This window comes from Silvibacterium bohemicum, from assembly GCF_001006305.1.
Taxonomy (GTDB): domain Bacteria; phylum Acidobacteriota; class Terriglobia; order Terriglobales; family Acidobacteriaceae; genus Silvibacterium; species Silvibacterium bohemicum.
In genome coordinates this window covers 249,811-265,429 of sequence record NZ_LBHJ01000008.1, presented here as the reverse complement: position 1 = coordinate 265,429, position 15,619 = coordinate 249,811, and the positions used below count along the sequence as shown (strand labels likewise).

At 60.4% G+C, this 15,619-nt stretch carries 14 protein-coding genes; 6 read left to right on the top strand and 8 right to left on the bottom strand.

Annotated elements, in window-relative coordinates; genetic code table 11:
• The first annotated feature begins 84 nt into the window (after nucleotides 1-84).
• The 3 genes from XX99_RS16320 to groL all read left to right on the top strand — a co-directional run bounded on the left by XX99_RS16320 (nucleotide 85) and on the right by groL (nucleotide 2,957).
• Nucleotides 85-501 (top strand): DoxX family protein, encoded by a 417-nt coding sequence (locus tag XX99_RS16320; RefSeq protein ID WP_050060461.1) that lies wholly within the window; start codon nucleotides 85-87, stop codon nucleotides 499-501.
• Nucleotides 502-877: 376 nt separating this feature from the next.
• Complete coding sequence (locus XX99_RS16315) at nucleotides 878-1,192, top strand: co-chaperone GroES (protein WP_050060460.1); 315 nt, start codon at nucleotides 878-880, stop codon at nucleotides 1,190-1,192.
• Nucleotides 1,193-1,289: 97 nt separating this feature from the next.
• On the top strand, nucleotides 1,290-2,957 hold the full coding sequence (groL, locus tag XX99_RS16310; RefSeq protein ID WP_050060459.1) for a chaperonin GroEL: 1,668 nt from the start codon (nucleotides 1,290-1,292) through the stop codon (nucleotides 2,955-2,957).
• Nucleotides 2,958-3,405: 448 nt separating this feature from the next.
• Here the strand turns inward: groL and XX99_RS16305 are convergent, their stop codons facing one another.
• The 7 genes from XX99_RS16305 to XX99_RS16275 form a co-directional block, all read right to left on the bottom strand.
• Complete coding sequence (locus tag XX99_RS16305; protein WP_050060458.1) at nucleotides 3,406-5,550, bottom strand: thioredoxin domain-containing protein; 2,145 nt, start codon at nucleotides 5,548-5,550, stop codon at nucleotides 3,406-3,408.
• 253 nt (nucleotides 5,551-5,803) lie between these two features.
• Nucleotides 5,804-6,550 (bottom strand): anti-sigma factor family protein, encoded by a 747-nt coding sequence (locus XX99_RS16300; RefSeq protein ID WP_050060457.1) that lies wholly within the window; start codon nucleotides 6,548-6,550, stop codon nucleotides 5,804-5,806.
• Nucleotides 6,540-7,073 (bottom strand): sigma-70 family RNA polymerase sigma factor, encoded by a 534-nt coding sequence (locus XX99_RS16295; protein WP_050060456.1) that lies wholly within the window; start codon nucleotides 7,071-7,073, stop codon nucleotides 6,540-6,542. The genes XX99_RS16300 and XX99_RS16295 overlap by 11 nt, the downstream gene beginning before the upstream one ends.
• Nucleotides 7,074-7,107: 34 nt before the next feature.
• Complete coding sequence (locus XX99_RS16290) at nucleotides 7,108-7,497, bottom strand: c-type cytochrome (RefSeq protein ID WP_050060455.1); 390 nt, start codon at nucleotides 7,495-7,497, stop codon at nucleotides 7,108-7,110.
• A 47-nt stretch (nucleotides 7,498-7,544) separates the two neighbouring features.
• Nucleotides 7,545-7,787, bottom strand: coding sequence for a hypothetical protein (locus XX99_RS16285; RefSeq protein WP_050060454.1), 243 nt, complete (start codon nucleotides 7,785-7,787; stop codon nucleotides 7,545-7,547).
• 71 nt (nucleotides 7,788-7,858) lie between these two features.
• Nucleotides 7,859-8,302 carry a hypothetical protein gene (locus tag XX99_RS16280; RefSeq protein ID WP_156186028.1) on the bottom strand — a complete coding sequence of 148 codons (444 nt, stop codon included), beginning with the start codon at nucleotides 8,300-8,302 and terminating at the stop codon, nucleotides 7,859-7,861.
• A gap of 11 nt (nucleotides 8,303-8,313) precedes the next feature.
• The gene (locus XX99_RS16275) at nucleotides 8,314-9,372 is read right to left on the bottom strand and encodes a M20/M25/M40 family metallo-hydrolase (RefSeq protein ID WP_050060452.1); all 1,059 of its coding nucleotides are present in this window, start codon (nucleotides 9,370-9,372) and stop codon (nucleotides 8,314-8,316) included.
• 156 nt (nucleotides 9,373-9,528) lie between these two features.
• Here XX99_RS16275 and XX99_RS16270 point away from each other — a divergent pair, with 156 nt between their 5' ends.
• Genes XX99_RS16270 through XX99_RS16260 form a run of 3 tightly spaced genes read left to right on the top strand, consistent with a single transcriptional unit; the run spans nucleotide 9,529 to nucleotide 12,206 of the window.
• A complete protein-coding gene (locus XX99_RS16270) occupies nucleotides 9,529-10,212 on the top strand; it encodes an alpha/beta hydrolase (protein WP_050060503.1) in 684 nt (227 codons plus the stop codon).
• The gene (locus XX99_RS16265) at nucleotides 10,209-11,573 is read left to right on the top strand and encodes a glycerate kinase type-2 family protein (protein WP_050060451.1); all 1,365 of its coding nucleotides are present in this window, start codon (nucleotides 10,209-10,211) and stop codon (nucleotides 11,571-11,573) included. The genes XX99_RS16270 and XX99_RS16265 overlap by 4 nt, the downstream gene beginning before the upstream one ends.
• A 54-nt stretch (nucleotides 11,574-11,627) precedes the next feature.
• Nucleotides 11,628-12,206 (top strand): methyltransferase family protein, encoded by a 579-nt coding sequence (locus XX99_RS16260; RefSeq protein WP_050060450.1) that lies wholly within the window; start codon nucleotides 11,628-11,630, stop codon nucleotides 12,204-12,206.
• Nucleotides 12,207-12,287: 81 nt separating this feature from the next.
• On the opposite strand, the gene carB is transcribed toward XX99_RS16260, so the two are convergent.
• Nucleotides 12,288-15,587, bottom strand: a complete 3,300-nt coding sequence (gene carB, locus XX99_RS16255) for a carbamoyl-phosphate synthase large subunit (RefSeq protein ID WP_050060449.1) — start codon at nucleotides 15,585-15,587, stop codon at nucleotides 12,288-12,290.
• Between the last annotated feature and the right edge of the window lie 32 nt (nucleotides 15,588-15,619).

Sequence of the window (15,619 nt, the reverse complement as noted above, 5' to 3'; positions counted from 1 at the left end):
ACCCTTCCCAATGCGATATTGATTCAGGGTTAGGTCCTGACCCCATCGGAACCAGCTGCGGGAAGACATATTTTGGAGGTGTCGATGTTTAGTGCGTTTGAGCGGATTCGACCGGCGGCGGCGCTGGTGGCTCGGCTGGTGCTGGGTGTGATCATGGCGGTGCATGGATGGCAGAAGATCTTTCCCCGCGGCGCTCTCTACCAGTTCGCGCAATCCGTCGCGCACATGGGCTTTCCTTACTGGATGGGCTACGTGGCCGCCTTCACCGAGCTCTTCGGCGGAGCATTTCTGATCCTGGGTCTGCTGGTGCATCTGGCCGCTCTGGGCGTAGCCATTGACATGGGTGTAGCCATCATCAAGGTGCATCTGCACCATGGATTGATCGGGCCGCAGGGGTATGAATTCCCTCTGGCGCTGTTTGCGCTGGCGGTGGTGCTCATCGGGACGGGACCGGGGTACGTGGCTGCCGATACCTATGCGTTTCGGCGCGGGGGGCGGTAGGGGCTGGGTTTTCTGGATCGAAACGCCGATTCCTGGGTGAAAAAGGTTGCAGCGCGGGCCGACTGCAGGTCCCTCGGCTCGCGGGGCTCGCTCGGGATGACAACTTTGTGGATAGGGCGCTCTTCTCCTTTACATCGGGAAGAAAGAGCCTCACTCAGGTAAATATGAGTGAGATTCACTCAGTTTTAAACTTTTCTTCCACAAGTCACCTTGACAATGCCTATGGCAACTCGATACGTTAGCAGTCGGAAGGTTTAAGTGCTAACGTCCTCTCCGGCGATCCGGCGGGTGCCTTCCAACTGCAATTTCAGCTTCCAATTTGGACTTTTGTAATACAAGCCGCGAGGTGAATCCTCGCGCGAAGGAGAAGCAAGCAATGGCAACTGCAACTGTAGCGACCACCTTTACCCCGCTGCACGATCGCATCCTGGTCCGGCGAATCGAAGAAGGTGAGACGATTCGCGGGGGCATCATCATCCCCGACAGCGCCAAGGAAAAGCCCCAGGAAGGCGAAGTGATCTCCGTTGGCAAGGGCAAGTCGAACGACGAAGGCAAGACCTTTCCTCTCGACGTAAAGTCGGGCGATCGCGTTCTCTTCGGCAAGTACTCCGGCACCGAGATCAAGATCGACGGCGAAGAGTTCCTCATCATGCGTGAAGAGGAAGTCCTCGGCATTTTGAAGGGCAAGTAGCCCGTTGAAATTGGATTAGATTCGCTGAGCCCGAAGTTTCGTTGAGATTCTTCGCTTCGCTCAGAATGACGACTTACAGCAACTAGGAGAAATCGAAATGGCAAAGCAAATTCTGCATGGAGAAGATTCCCGCCAGGCAATTCTGCGCGGCGTGAATGTTCTGGCTGACGCAGTCAAGGTGACGCTCGGCCCCAAGGGCCGCAATGTGGTCATCGAGAAGAAGTTTGGATCGCCGACCATCACCAAGGACGGCGTGACCGTGGCCAAGGAGATCGAGCTGAAGGATTCGCTCGAGAACATGGGCGCGCAGATGGTGCGCGAAGTGGCTTCGAAGACCTCGGACGTAGCCGGCGACGGCACCACCACCGCGACTGTTCTGGCGCAGGCCATCTATCGCGAAGGCGTGAAGACGGTTGCCGCGGGTGCAAACCCGATGGCACTGAAGCGCGGCATCGACAAGGCTGTTGAGGCCATCGTCGGCAAGCGCGACGAGAATGGCGTCGTGACCGGCGGAGCGCTTTCGAAGTTCTCCAAGCCCGTCAACGGCGACATGATCGCCCAGGTCGGCACCATCTCCGCCAACTCCGACTCGACCATCGGCAACATCATTGCCGAGGCCATGAAGAAGGTCGGCAAGGACGGCGTGATCACGGTCGAAGAGTCGAAGACGCTCGAGACCCAGCTTGAGGTTGTCGAGGGCATGCAGTTCGACCGCGGCTACCTGAGCCCTTACTTCGTCACCGATCCGGACCGCATGGAAGCTTCGGTGGAAGATCCCTACATCCTGATCCACGAGAAGAAGATCAGCTCCATGAAGGATCTGCTTCCCTTGCTCGAGCAGGTTGCCCGCAACGGCAAGCCGCTGGTGATCATCGCCGAGGACGTTGACGGCGAGGCGCTCGCGACCCTGGTGGTCAACAAGCTGCGCGGCACGTTGAACGTGGCTGCAGTCAAGGCTCCCGGCTTCGGCGATCGTCGCAAGGCGATGCTCGAAGACATTGCCAAGCTGACCGGCGGCAAGGCCATCACGGAAGATCTCGGCATCAAGCTCGAGAACGTGAAGATCGAAGACCTGGGCCGCGCCAAGCGCGTGACCATCGACAAGGACAACACCACGATCGTAGAAGGCCGCGGCGAGCACAAGGCCATCGAAGGCCGGGTGAAGGAAATCCGCAGCCAGATCGACAAGACCACCTCCGACTACGACCGCGAGAAGCTCCAGGAGCGTCTTGCCAAGCTGGTTGGCGGCGTGGCCGTCATCAAGGTCGGTGCAGCTACCGAAACCGAGATGAAGGAGAAGAAGGCGCGCGTTGAGGATGCGATGCACGCAACTCGCGCGGCTGTCGAGGAAGGCATCGTCGCAGGCGGCGGTGTTGCCCTGGTTCGCAGCACTCCCGCGGTCGATGCGCTGATCAAGACCCTGGAAGGCGACGAGAAGATCGGTGCGCAGATCATCCGCCGCGCCATCGAAGAGCCGCTTCGCCAGATCGTCAGCAATGCCGGTGTGGAAGGTGCTGTGATCGTGGCCAAGATCCACGAGAGCAAGGACGACCACTACGGCTACAACGCAGGCACAGACAAGTTCGAGGACCTGGTTGCGGCCGGCGTCATCGATCCCACCAAGGTCACGCGCACCGCACTGCAGAACGCAGCGTCGATCGCCGGCCTGATGCTCACCACCGAAGCCATGGTCTCGGATATCCCCGAACCCAAGGCCGCGCCTGCAGGCGGCGGTCACGGCGGCGGCATGGAAGGCATGTACTAAACTGCGCGTTTGGCGGGACGCGGCTTTGCCGCCACCCCGCTTGCGTGTTGGATCTGGTGCAGATCAACGGAATCTGTTGCTCTTTGGTTCCGCTATCGATACAAGCAAAAAGCCTCGCTTCGGCGAGGCTTTTTGTTCGTTAACTGCGATCAATTTCCTTTTAAGTGTGGCCGGTATTTTTGGCATCCAAATTAAAAAAATAGGCTTGCGTGATGCCTATCGCCCGGCTACAGTGTCCGCATCAAAATTTAGCATCGAGATTGCGGCTTCGATTCAACGTTCGACTTCCCGGGTGAGGAGACTATGCCTGAAGTTGCCGGATGCGATGAGGAAGCCGATCCCTCGCTCCTGCGGTAATCGATTTACTGAATCTCTTTATCGATGCCTCCAGCCCTTTCTTCGAACTTTCCTCATACATCTGATCGCACTGTCACCATCGGATGCGCGGTCATAGCTGTGCGTTTAGCTCTTCGAGCAACTTCTCCGCGTCGCTGGTGGGCGGGAGGCAGCTGTTGCCTTTGCAGAGGACGGCGAAGGTCTTGCCGGACTTGAGCTCGGGCAGATGGGGCAGCGTTTCGGCCAGCGCAGGCGGAAGGTTGGCAACGGTGACCTGGTCGGGGCGCATGTGCAGAACCTGCTTGTTCACGGCATAGCGTGCCGTAGCCATGGCCACCAGCTGGCGGGCGTCGCTTCCCTCCCCTACGATGACCACCTGAACCGGCGGAAGCAACAACAGTTCGAGAGCCAGGCCGTAGCTTCCGGCATAGAGGCCGAAGTGCTCGACGACTCCGGCGAAGATTTCCAGCGTGTATTCGGCCTTCTCGCGAAATTCGCTGGGAACGCTGAGCGCTTCGAGGCGCAGCAGCGCGGCTGCAGCTGAGGGATTGCCGGCGGGCGTGGGCGAATCCTGGAGCGGCTTGCGGCGGGCGGCGAGTACTCCGAGCGGCGCGGCGGTAGTCGATTCGGTATCGAAGAAGCCTCCGCCGGTGGTGTCGTAGAAGCGCGCGACCATGGTCTCGGCGATGCGCATGGCGCGATCGTAATAGGCTCCGCTGGCAGTGGCCTCCCAGGCATCGAGCAGCGCGTGCAGCAGGAAGGCGTAATCGTCGAGGACGCCGGGGATGTAACGGGGAGCGGCGGTTCCGTTCGCGGATGTTTCGGGATAGGCGATGACGTGGGCCAATCCCACGGCAGCATCCCAGCCCGTAGCGATGATGCGATCCAGCGTTTTGAGCGCGAACGCACGCGGCTCCTCTAGCTCGAGCACGCGAGCGGCTTGAAGATATGCGCTGATGGCGAGCGCATTCCACGAGGTGTAGATGGTCTTGTCGATATAAGGTTCAGTCCGCTGCCGACGCGCGGCGAGCAGCTTCTCATGCGCGGATTGCAGAAGCGCGGCGACTTCTCCAATGCCACGCCCGAGCTGCTTGGCCAGCTCCAGAATCGAATACTTGCGGTGCAGCACGTTCTTCTGGGGATTGTGGTGCATGTCGCCGAGCTCGCCGATGTCGTAATACGGGCCGGCGACGGCCAGCTCTTCCGGAGTGAGGATGGCAGCAGCTTCGGCGAGGGTCCAGGTGAAGTAGTCGCCGTCATCGTCGAGGGTCACGTCGGCATCCTGCGAGGCGTAGAAGCCGCCATTGACGCGGTCGGTCATGGTGGTGTCGAGCCAGCGGATGATGTCGCGAGCCACGCGGGCGGAGTCGGCGTCGACGAAGGACTGGAAGGCGTGAACGTAGTTCGAGAGCAGGCCGGCGTTGTCGTACAGCATCTTCTCGAAGTGCGGCACGACCCAGCGCTCGTCGACGGAGTAGCGATGGAAGCCGCCGGCGAGCTGATCATAGACGCCTCCGCGCGACATCTGCGTGAGCGTGACGGTTGCGGCCTCGCGCGCAGCTTCATTGCCGGTGCGTGCAGCGACATCGATGAGCAGATCGAGCGCCGCGGGATGAGGAAACTTGGGCTGCGTTCCGAAGCCGCCGTGACGCGGATCAAATTGCGTGACGGCGCTCTCGATCAGCTTGTCTACGATAGTCAACGAGAGGATGGCCGGGGATAGCGATGCGGAGCGGCCCGAGAAGGTCTCTCCATGCTCGATTGCGGCGATGACACTGTTGGCGGACTCAAGAGCTTCGTCGCGGCGTGTCGTCCAGGCCTCGGCCATGGTGAGCAGCACGCGATCGAAGCCGGGGCGGCCGTAGCGCTCGTGGCGCGGAAAATACGTCCCGCCAAAGAACGGCTTGCCGTCGGGCGTCAGGATGGCGGTGAGCGGCCAACCGCCCTGTCCGCTGATAGCCGAAACCGCGGCCTGATAGCGGCTGTCGACATCGGGACGCTCGTCGCGATCCACCTTGATGGCGATGAAGTGTTGGTTGATCAGCTCGGCAAGCGTGGGGTCCTCATAGCTCTCGCGATCCATGACGTGGCACCAGTGGCACCAGACGGCTCCGATGTCGAGCAGGATGGGCTTGTCTTCGGCGGCAGCGAGGGCAAAGGCCTCCTCGCTCCACTCATGCCAGCGCACCGGCTGGTGCATCGCGGAACGGAGGTACGCCGAGTGGGCCTGATCGAGAGAATTCCGATGGGTAGACATCCTGTTGAGTTTATCTTGATGGGGTGGTGGCGCGCCTTGGGGCGGCGGCTAGCGAGAAACGCTGAATAATTCCGAACATTGAAAGATTCAGAAGCATGAATCGAATCGGCCGGGATGGATACACGAATCAGCAAGCGCTCGCTGAGATTCTTCCTCGCTTTGCTCGTCAGAATGACGAGTTGCTTTCAGAATGACGGGAAGGTTTTTGCTGCAGATGGAATCTCGCTGCGGCTCAACTCACTTAGGGATTCTTCTATTGATTGGCGCGCTGGAAGGACTGCGACAGCGTCTCGATGGCGGCTGGGTCAGCGTCGCTGATGACTACGAACCTTAGCTCCTGCGACTGCCAGCTTTCGATACCGAAATAGTTGCGGCGGCTTACGCGCGCGGGTCCGGCAAAGGCCTGCGTCATATCGGGAGAATCCTGAAAGATGAGGACGGAGATTTTGTGCTGGCGCAGGGCGACGATGAGTTGCGCTCCCGGCCTCTGATGGAAGTAGACGAGACGTCCGCCGAGCAGCGTGTAGCCGGTGCCCGCAAATTCCGGGAGGTCGAAGGTGAACGGAATCTTCCCCGTGAACCACGGCTTCACGGTGTGCCGGTCAGTAGAGACGACATCGACGAGATTAGTGCTGGCCAGTGCGTTGATATGGAGATCGACGATCTCGGCGAGGTCATCGGTGCGCCGCGAGTAGGCGATCCAGGCGATAGCGACAAAGAGCATGGCGGCGATGGCAGCAATCGCGGGAATGAGGCGCAGCGACCAGCGGCGCGGCTTGCGCACCGCAACCTGGCTCTGCACCTTGCGGCGAAATTCAGCGGTCGGCGTGAAGCGTCCACGTGCGGGGCGCAGGCTTTGCTTCAGGCGCACCAGCTCAGCGATCTCGGTTGCGCAGCGCGGGCAATCTTCGAGATGTTTCTGGACCACGGCTATCTGCTCCAGGGAAAGTTCTCCGTCGAGGTATGCGCCCAGGTTGGCTGGACGTGCATCACAGTGCATCGTTGGACCTCCTGGCAGCCTTCGCGGTCAACTCATTACGGAGCAGGTGGCGCGCCCGCGAGAGACGCGACATCACCGTTCCCATGGGCACGGCCAGCACCTGAGATATCTCCCGGTACGAAAGCTCCTCCATCTCACAGAGCAGGATGATTTCGCGATAGGTAAGCGGCAGAGATTCCAGCGCATCCATCACCGCTTGCGTGCTCTCCATCTGCAATAAGACGAACTCCGGCGTGACGCAGTCTGCGACCAGCTCGCCGCCTTCTATGTCCTCATCGAGCTGCGTGGTGTTCTGCGCGCTAAGCCCGGTCCGCGAAGTCAGGAAGGTGTTGCGCAGTATCCTGTACATCCAGGCGCGCAAATTCGTGCCTTCCTCAAACGACTCGAAGCCCTTGAGCGCCTTGGCATAGGTCTCCTGCACCAGGTCTTCGGCGTCGCTGCGATCGCCGGTCAACCAGTGAGCTAGATTATAAAGTTGGTCGAAGAGCGGCAATGCCGCCATTTCGAAGAACTCGGGGTCCATGCCTCCCTTTCACGATCTCAAGCCGTGCCGGATTTTAATTGCCCGACGATACTTTGAGGAACCGGATAATGTCTGCGCGCTCGTCGGGCTTGGGGACGCGAAAATCCATATCATTGCCGTGAATGACTGAATCGGTATCGGTCAACCATTTTTCCAGCGAGGCATCGTCCCAGGTAAACTTCGCGGCCTTCATCGCGTCGGAATACTTGAAGGTGGGCACGGTCCCGGCCTTGCGCCCATAAACATTGCGCAGCCGCGGACCTACCTTGTCTGCATCCAGGGCATGGCAGCCCGTGCAACGCCTGTCGAAGAGCTGCTCACCGCGATCAGCGTCGGCCGTCCCGTTTCCCGCAGCCTGAATCGCCGGCGGTGTCGAAGTTACTACGCAGATAACAATGGCCAACGAGAAAACAGCTGCCAGCAAAGAGAAGGAAGACCGCCTGTCCCTCCTTGTTTTTGTGTGTAGATACTTCATGCTGACTGTCCCTCGTGAATTTCTACCGCAGCCCCGGAGAGTGTTGCGTCCTGAAAGGCACGCGATACGGGAACGCCTCCGGAGAAGCTCCAGATAAGCCCGGTACCGGCCCAGGCCTTGCACTTGAGAAAGCCGCGGCGATCGGCATCATCGAAGACCTGGCTACTGTTCTGATCGTCCGGCTGGGTATCGAGATTGGCTTCGAACGAAGCCTCGGGATGTTTCGATTCGTCTCTCACGAACGCTCTCCTCACTTGCACAGCTACGAAAACTGAGGAGATCGTTTTTTATTCGGGCAGCCGTATTTTTTTTACGAGGCCAGTATTCGGCGGGTCTGGCGATAATATTGCGCTGCGGTTACGGCGAAGAATATGGCGTTGAATGCGGCCCACGTCCAGAAGTTGCTCAAGCCTACGCCGTCGTGATCGAGAACCGTCCAGACGTGGGCGCGAAGAGCCATGAGGACGAAGCCGAAGACCGCGCTGGCGGCGATCCACAGCGTGCGGTGCGCGACGAGCGCAGCGGGCGGGATGATCCACGCGGCGGGAAAAAAGAAGAGGCAGCAGCAGTAGCAGGCGAAGCCGAGGGTCAGGACGGTCCACAAGGCAACGGAGAGGCTGAGCATCTCGATGAAGAGCGGCGCGGCCATCGTTCCAGCGAAGTCCGCGTTGCGTACGGCCTCGATCAGCTGCAAAGGCAATCCGGCAAGCCAACCGGCAAGCCATCCGAAGAAGGCGGCACGGGCTGCACTCATGAAGCGCGGCTTCATGCTTCGCCGTTCATCAGCCTGCGCGCTACCTCGGTGTAAAGGTCGATGGCCTCGGCCAGCTCGCGCTTGCTCAGCTTTTCGTGCGGCGTATGGGCGACATGGATCGATCCTGGGCCAAGCAGCAGCGGCTCGCCCCATTGCGTGAGCCAGGGGACGTCGGTGGTGAAGGCGGCGATCATGGTGGGCAGGCCTTCGAGATGGCGCAGGCGCTTGAAAGGAATCTCCAGCGTGAACTCGGCCTCGGCCAGCCCGGCGACGGCCTGCTGGATAGCATTACGCGTCTCTTCGGATGGGCCGACCAATCGGATCAGCAAATGTGCATCGGCCTTGTCGGCGATGACGTTGGTGGCGCGACCGCCCTCGATGGTTCCGATATTCAACGTGCTGGGTCCGACGTCTTCGGAGACCGGCAACTCGATGCGCAGAACGCGATCGAGTGCTTCGACCAGCTTGTGCGTTGCGCTCTCGCCAAGCTCGGGATAGGCGGAGTGCGCCATCTTTCCCGATGCGTGGACATGCACGCGCAGCGCCCCTTTGGAGGCGACGGCGATGCGGTTGTCGGTGGGCTCTCCATTGATGAGGAAGCGGCTGCCGCGCGGACTCTGGTTCGCAACCTTGGCTCCTGCGGAGTCACGCTCTTCACCGACAACGAAGAGCAGGCCTACTTTGAACCCATCTGCACGCAGGCGTTCGGCCGCGGCAACTTGAGCGGCGATGATGCCCTTGGCGTCGCAGGCTCCGCGGCCGTAGATGAAGTTGTCGTCTTCGCTGGATGGGATGAACGGCGGAACGGTATCCATGTGCGTGGAGAAGACGACGTCGGGCTGCTCGCCTCGGATACCCGCGTAGATGTTGAAGCGATCTCCGGCGTGACGGCTTTCATGATCGTGCTCTACGGGCATGGTTTCTACATGAAAACCACGCGCGGTGAGGACATCGGCCAGGAAATGTCCTACCGCACCTTCGTTATAGGTGATCGATTCGATGTCGATCAGCTGACGGGTCAGCGCGACGGCATCGAGTGCCGCATGAGAGCTCGCCTTGTGCGTATCCATGAAGCTTCAGGATACCTGAGTTGGGCGATACGGCGGGTGGCTCAACGGCGGGTGGCTAAGAAGCGGTTCGCTGAAAAGTGGTTCGTGAGGATTGGTTCATCTATCTTGCTCGCCGGCGGCGTTTGGCTGCTGAATTTTCATACAATACTTATACCCATGGAACAGACGCAGACCGCTCCCTTTACTTTGCAGACGATCACCGATCTTCACGGTCCCGCCGGACGCCTGGAAGCGCTTTTGAATACCGGCTCGCCGGATGCTCCTTACTGCGTATTGGTGTGCCATCCTCACCCGCTGGGCGGCGGCACGATGCACAACAAGGTCGTCTATCACGCGATGAAGGCCTTTCAGAGCCTGGGGCTGCCGGTTCTGCGCTTCAACTTTCGCGGGACAGGTCTGAGCGAGGGCGAGCACGACAACGGTCACGGCGAGCAGGACGATGTGCGGGCCGCGCTGGACTGGCTGGAGCAGCGCTTTCGTCTGCCGACTTTGTTTGCCGGATTTTCATTCGGCTCTTACGTAGGCATGCAGGCCTGCTGCTCTGATGCTCGCGTGAAAGGTGCGGTGGTGCTGGGATTGCCGGTGCATGCCGAGGGCCGGGATTACGAATTCAAGTTTCTCTCCCGATGCAACGCGATTCCGAAGTTGTTCATCAGCGGAACACGAGATCAATACGGGCCGACGGCGCAGGTAGAATCGGTGGTGGAAAATGCCACCCCGCCCCATGAGCTGGTTCTGGTCGAAGGTGCGGATCATTTTTTTGTGGGAAAGCTGGATGAGGTGCAGCGCGCCATCACCGGCTGGTGCAATACAAATTTTCTTTCCGTGGCCGCGCAATGACCCCCAACGCTCTCGAACAGCTGCACGCCGATGCCACAGCGATCTTCGATCATGCGCTGAAGGCCTGCGATATCCCTAGCGCCTTCGACCGTCATCTTCGCTTCGAAGGCAAGACGCTAATACGGCAATCCTCACCGCTGGTGAAGCCGGTTCCAATCTCCCTCGAAGGATACAAGCGGGTGATCGTGATCTCGCTGGGCAAGGCGGCGTTGACCATGCTCGACGCGCTGCTGGACAGGCTGCCGCCCAAGTTGCTCTATCGCGGCGTCTGCTCCGGCCCCGAAGTTCCCAAGAAGCATAGCTGGCGGATCAAATATTTTGCCGGCGGCCATCCGCTGCCCAATGAGGATTCGTTCGCCGCGGCGCGCGAGACGTTGAAGCTGTTGAAGCATGCGCGCAAGGATACATTCGTCTTTTTCCTGATCAGCGGCGGAGGGTCGGCGATGATGGAGCTGCCGCTCGATGAACGGATCTCGCTCGACGACGCCATTGCATTTCACGAGACGCTGGTGGCCTCGGGCGCGAGCATCACCGAAATCAATACCGTTCGCAAATATTTTTCGGCAGTGAAGGGCGGACGATTGGCGCTGGCTGCGCCGGATGCCGGCAAGCTCTCGCTGCTGCTCGCCGATGTGCCGCTCAAGGATCTGGGCGCGGTGGCTTCGTCGCCGACGCTGCCCGACCAGTCGACACCGGAGGAGTGCCTCGACGTGCTGCGCCGCTTTCATCTGCAGGAGAAGTTCCCGCAATCGGTGCGCGAATACTTCGAGGCTCTGCATCTGGAGTCTGCTGAACATCCGGACAGTCCAGAGATGCAGCGAGCCTTCGCCAACGCGCAATTCGATGTGCTGCTGTCGAATCACGATTTCGTGAATGCGGCGCGGGATCATGCGCAGGCACTCGAATACAAGGTGGTCATCGATAACAACTGCGACGATTGGGACTATCGCGACGCGGCTGATTACCTTTTGAAGCGGTTTCACGAGCTGCGCAAGGAGTTTCCGCGGCTCTGCCTGCTTTCGAGCGGCGAGGTGACGGTGAAGATCGAGGGCACGCCGGGATGCGGCGGCCGCAACCAGCAGTTTGCGCTGGCTGCGGCCTTCGAGCTTTCGGAACACGCACGCCAGCATTTGGCGGTGCTGAGCGCGGGGTCGGACGGCATCGATGGCAATAGCCCGGCCGCAGGAGCAATTGCCGATCCCACCACGGTGAAGCGCGCTCGCGATTATGGATTCGATCCCGAGGCGACGCTGGCGCGCTTCGATACCTGTCCGCTGTTCACGGCCTTGGGAGACATCCTGATGACTGGCCCCACCGGCAATAATCTGCGCGACCTGCGCGTGCTGCTGTCGGCGGGCTGATCGATCATTGAACCTCCTGCAGCCTGCCTTCGTATGAGCAGGTAAGGAGGCGCTATGATTGCCGTCGTCGATATCGCAGTGACCTGGCTGTGGGTTGCATTTCTTGTCCTCTGGTTCTTGGCAGGATTGGCGTCCAAGCGATCGGTGCAGGTGCAGAGCGGCGGCTCCCGGCTCCTGCAGTCGGCCCTTGTCCTTCTCGGAGTGGCGCTGATGTTCAACCTCCACCATTGGATTACGAGCGGGTGGCTGGCGGTACAGCTAATGCCGGAGAACGCGCCGATAGTGCTGAGCGGCGGCACGTTGACTCTGGCCGGACTGCTGTTCTGCGTATGGGCGCGCGTGGTTCTGGGCAGGAACTGGAGCTCGGCAGTGACCATCAAGCAAGACCATCAATTGGTGCTGCGCGGGCCTTACCGGATTGTGCGGCATCCGATCTATACCGGGCTGTTGATCGCTCTGCTGGGCACCGCAATGATCATCGGTATCACACGAGCCTTCGTGGGTGTTTTTGTTATCGGGCTCGGCTTCTGGCTGAAGTCTCAGACCGAGGAGCAGTTCATGCTGCATCAGTTTGGAGCGCAGTATGTCGATTACCGACAGCGCGTGCATGCGCTGATTCCGTTTGTGCTTTGAGAGGGAGTGACCGATGTGGTCTCCCACCCTTTCGCATGGTGCGCGAAAGGATGGGGCACCCGGTTTCCTTGACCGCTCGCCTTACTTCGCGGCCACTCGGGCGGCGTGGAGATGCTGGAGCGGGTAGACGTTCGTCTCGTGCTCCTGCAGTGCCTCGATGCCTTCGGCAGCGGCGCGCGCAGCGGCCATGGTGGTGATGGTAGGAATGCGCTGCAGCACCGCGGCGCGGCGAATGGCCTTCTCGTCGAAGAAGGTGTCCTGGCCGTGCGGCGTATTGATGATGAGGTTGATGCGCTCGCCCTTGATGAGATCGACGACGTTCGGCCTTCCCTCCTTCACCTTGTAGACACGCTCGACGATCATCCCCGCGCGCTGCAGGGTGTTGGCCGTACCTTCCGTAGCGACAATGTTGAATCCCAGCTCGATGTATTGTCTCGCGAGCTCGACCAGCTGCATCTTGTCGCGATCGTTGACGCTGAAGAAGACCGTTCCCTTGAGCGGCAGGCGCAGGCCTGCGGAGAGCTGGGCCTTGGCGAAGGCTTCGCCGAAGTTATCGGCTACGCCCATCACTTCGCCGGTGGACTTCATCTCCGGTCCGAGCACGGTGTCGATGCCGGTGAATTTGTTCCAGGGAAAGACCGGCGATTTGACGAAATAGTGCGTGCCGGTTTCGAGGTCTTTGCCCGATGTGACCTGCTCGGGCAGCAGTTCGCGCAGGGTGCGGCCAGTCATGAGGCGCGAGGCGATCTTCGCGAGCGGTACACCCGTGGCCTTCGAGACATACGGCACGGTGCGCGAGGCGCGCGGATTCACTTCGATGACGTAGACCTGGTCCGCCTGGCCGGGCTTGCGCTGGATGGCGAACTGCAGATTGACCAGTCCGACGACGTTGAGCGCGAGCGCCAGCTTGCGGGTGTAGATGCGGATGGTATCGAGCGTAGACGGCGCGAGATCGACGGCGGGCAGCACGCAGGAGGAATCGCCAGAGTGAATGCCGGCCTCTTCGATATGCTGCATGATGCCGGCGATGACCACGTCGGTCTTATCGCAGAGAGCGTCGACATCGACTTCAACGGCGTCTTCGAGGAAGTGATCGACGAGGATGGGGCGGTCCTGCGAGAACTCGACAGCCTCTTTCATGTAGCGGGAGACGGCGTCGGCATCGTAGGCGATAACCATGGCGCGTCCGCCGAGCACATAAGAGGGACGAACGAGCACCGGATAGCCGATCTTTTCCGCGCCGGCGAGCGCCTGGTCGACGCTGGTGGCCATGACTCCCGGCGGCTGGGGAATGTCGAGATCTTCGAGGAGCTTGCCGAAGCGCTTGCGGTCTTCGGCGAGATCGATGGATTCGGGCGACGTGCCGAGGATAGGCACGCCCGCTGCCTTGAGGCGCAGCGCTAGGTTCAGCGGCGTCTGTCCGCCGAACTGCACAATCATGCCGATCTCAGCGCCGCTCGATGCTTCGTGCTCGTAGACAGCGAGCACATCTTCGAGCGTGAGCGGCTCGAAGTACAACCGGTCACTGGTGTCGTAATCGGTCGAGACGGTCTCCGGATTACAGTTGACCATGATGGTCTCGTAGTCGTCTTCCTTGAGCGCGAAGGCGGCGTGGCAGCAGCAGTAATCGAACTCGATTCCCTGCCCGATGCGGTTGGGACCGCTGCCCAGGATGATGACCTTGCGCTTGGTGGTCGGCGCGGCCTCGTCCTCTTCGTCGTAGGTCGAGTAGAGGTAGGGCGTGCTGCTCTCGAACTCGGCGGCGCAGGTGTCGACCAGCTTGAAGACGGGCTTGATGCCGTGCTGCTGGCGCAGCTCGCGAACCTTGGCGACGCCTTCGTGGCTGGGCATCTCCCATACTTCGGCGATGCGCTCATCGGAGACGCCCATGCGTTTCGCTTTTCGTAACAGTTCCGGCGACGTATTCCCGGCCCCGGATTCGCCGACCTTGGCGATAGTGTCGGTGACTTCCTTGATGTGATAGAGGAACCAGGGATCCATCGACGTCATACGCGCGACCTCGCGCACCGAAAGTCCCTGGCGAAAGGCATAGCGGATGTAGGTGAGGCGCTCAGGCTGCGGCGTGACCAGCCGCTGCGTGAGGCGGCGCGGCTCCAGCACTTCCGCGCCGATCTTCTTGCCGGTTTCGAGCGAGCGCAGGGCCTTCATCAAAGATTCTTTGAAAGTACGGCCGATGGCCATGACTTCGCCAACGGACTTCATCTGCGGACTGAGGTTTTCGTCAGCCCCGGGAAATTTTTCAAACTGCCACTTGGGGATTTTGGTGACTACATAATCGATGGTCGGTTCGAAGCAGGCCGGGGTCATCTTTGTGATGTCGTTCGGAATCTCATCGAGCGTATAGCCAACCGCGAGCTTGGCGGCGATCTTGGCGATCGGGAAACCTGTTGCCTTCGATGCCAGCGCCGAGGAGCGCGAGACGCGCGGATTCATCTCGATCACCGTCATGCGGCCGGTGTTGGGATGGACGGCAAATTGAACATTGGACCCGCCCGTCTCGACGCCGATCTCGCGGATGACGCGGATGGCGGCATCGCGCATGGATTGGTATTCGCGATCGGTGAGCGTTTGCGCGGGCGCGACGGTGATCGAGTCGCCGGTGTGCACGCCCATCGGGTCCATGTTTTCGATGGAGCAGATGATGATGACGTTGTCGGCGAGGTCGCGCATGACCTCGAGCTCATACTCTTTCCAGCCGAGCACCGACTCTTCGATGAGGCACTCGTGAACCGGAGAAAGATCGAGGCCGCGCGAGAGGATTTCCATCAGCTCTTCGCGGTTGTAGGCAATGCCGCCACCCGATCCGCCGAGCGTGAACGACGGGCGGATGATGACAGGAAAGCCGATCTTCGCAGCGAACTCAACGCCGTCGCGCAGGTTGTTCACCAGCGCCGAGCGCGGCATGTCGAGGCCGATGCGGGTCATCGCATCCTTGAAGAGCAGACGGTCTTCGGCCTTCTTGATGGCTTCGAGCTTGGCGCCGATCAGCTCGACACCGTACTTGTCGAGGATGCCGGCATCGGAGAGGTCGACTGCGAGATTGAGCGCGGTCTGTCCGCCGACAGTGGGCAGGATAGCGAACTTGCCGGTGCGCCCCTCGCGCTTGAGCATGTCGACTTCAATGCGGAGGATCTCCTCGACGTACTCGAGGGTGAGCGGCTCGATGTAGGTGCGGTCGGCGAGCTCAGGATCGGTCATGATGGTGGCCGGGTTCGAATTCACCAGCACCACCTCATAGCCCTCGGTCTTGAGCGCCTTGCAGGCCTGCGTGCCGGAGTAGTCGAACTCGGCCGACTGGCCGATAACGATCGGCCCAGAGCCGATCACGAGAATCTTGGTGATGTCATTCCTGCGTGGCATTTAGTTCTTCTGCCTTCTCAAAATTTCTGTGC

Bases quoted from the DNA above. Each gene is read 5' to 3' on its own strand.
- XX99_RS16320 (WP_050060461.1), top strand. From the start codon at position 85: ATGTTTAGTGCGTTTGAGCGGATTCGACCGGCGGCGGCGCTGGTGGCT.
- XX99_RS16315 (WP_050060460.1), top strand. From the start codon at position 878: ATGGCAACTGCAACTGTAGCGACCACCTTTACCCCGCTGCACGATCGC.
- groL (WP_050060459.1), top strand. From the start codon at position 1,290: ATGGCAAAGCAAATTCTGCATGGAGAAGATTCCCGCCAGGCAATTCTG.
- XX99_RS16305 (WP_050060458.1), bottom strand. From the start codon at position 5,550: ATGTCTACCCATCGGAATTCTCTCGATCAGGCCCACTCGGCGTACCTC.
- XX99_RS16300 (WP_050060457.1), bottom strand. From the start codon at position 6,550: ATGCACTGTGATGCACGTCCAGCCAACCTGGGCGCATACCTCGACGGA.
- XX99_RS16295 (WP_050060456.1), bottom strand. From the start codon at position 7,073: ATGGACCCCGAGTTCTTCGAAATGGCGGCATTGCCGCTCTTCGACCAA.
- XX99_RS16280 (WP_156186028.1), bottom strand. From the start codon at position 8,302: ATGAGTGCAGCCCGTGCCGCCTTCTTCGGATGGCTTGCCGGTTGGCTT.
- XX99_RS16275 (WP_050060452.1), bottom strand. From the start codon at position 9,372: ATGGATACGCACAAGGCGAGCTCTCATGCGGCACTCGATGCCGTCGCG.
- XX99_RS16270 (WP_050060503.1), top strand. From the start codon at position 9,529: ATGGAACAGACGCAGACCGCTCCCTTTACTTTGCAGACGATCACCGAT.
- XX99_RS16265 (WP_050060451.1), top strand. From the start codon at position 10,209: ATGACCCCCAACGCTCTCGAACAGCTGCACGCCGATGCCACAGCGATC.
- XX99_RS16260 (WP_050060450.1), top strand. From the start codon at position 11,628: ATGATTGCCGTCGTCGATATCGCAGTGACCTGGCTGTGGGTTGCATTT.
- carB (WP_050060449.1), bottom strand. From the start codon at position 15,587: ATGCCACGCAGGAATGACATCACCAAGATTCTCGTGATCGGCTCTGGG.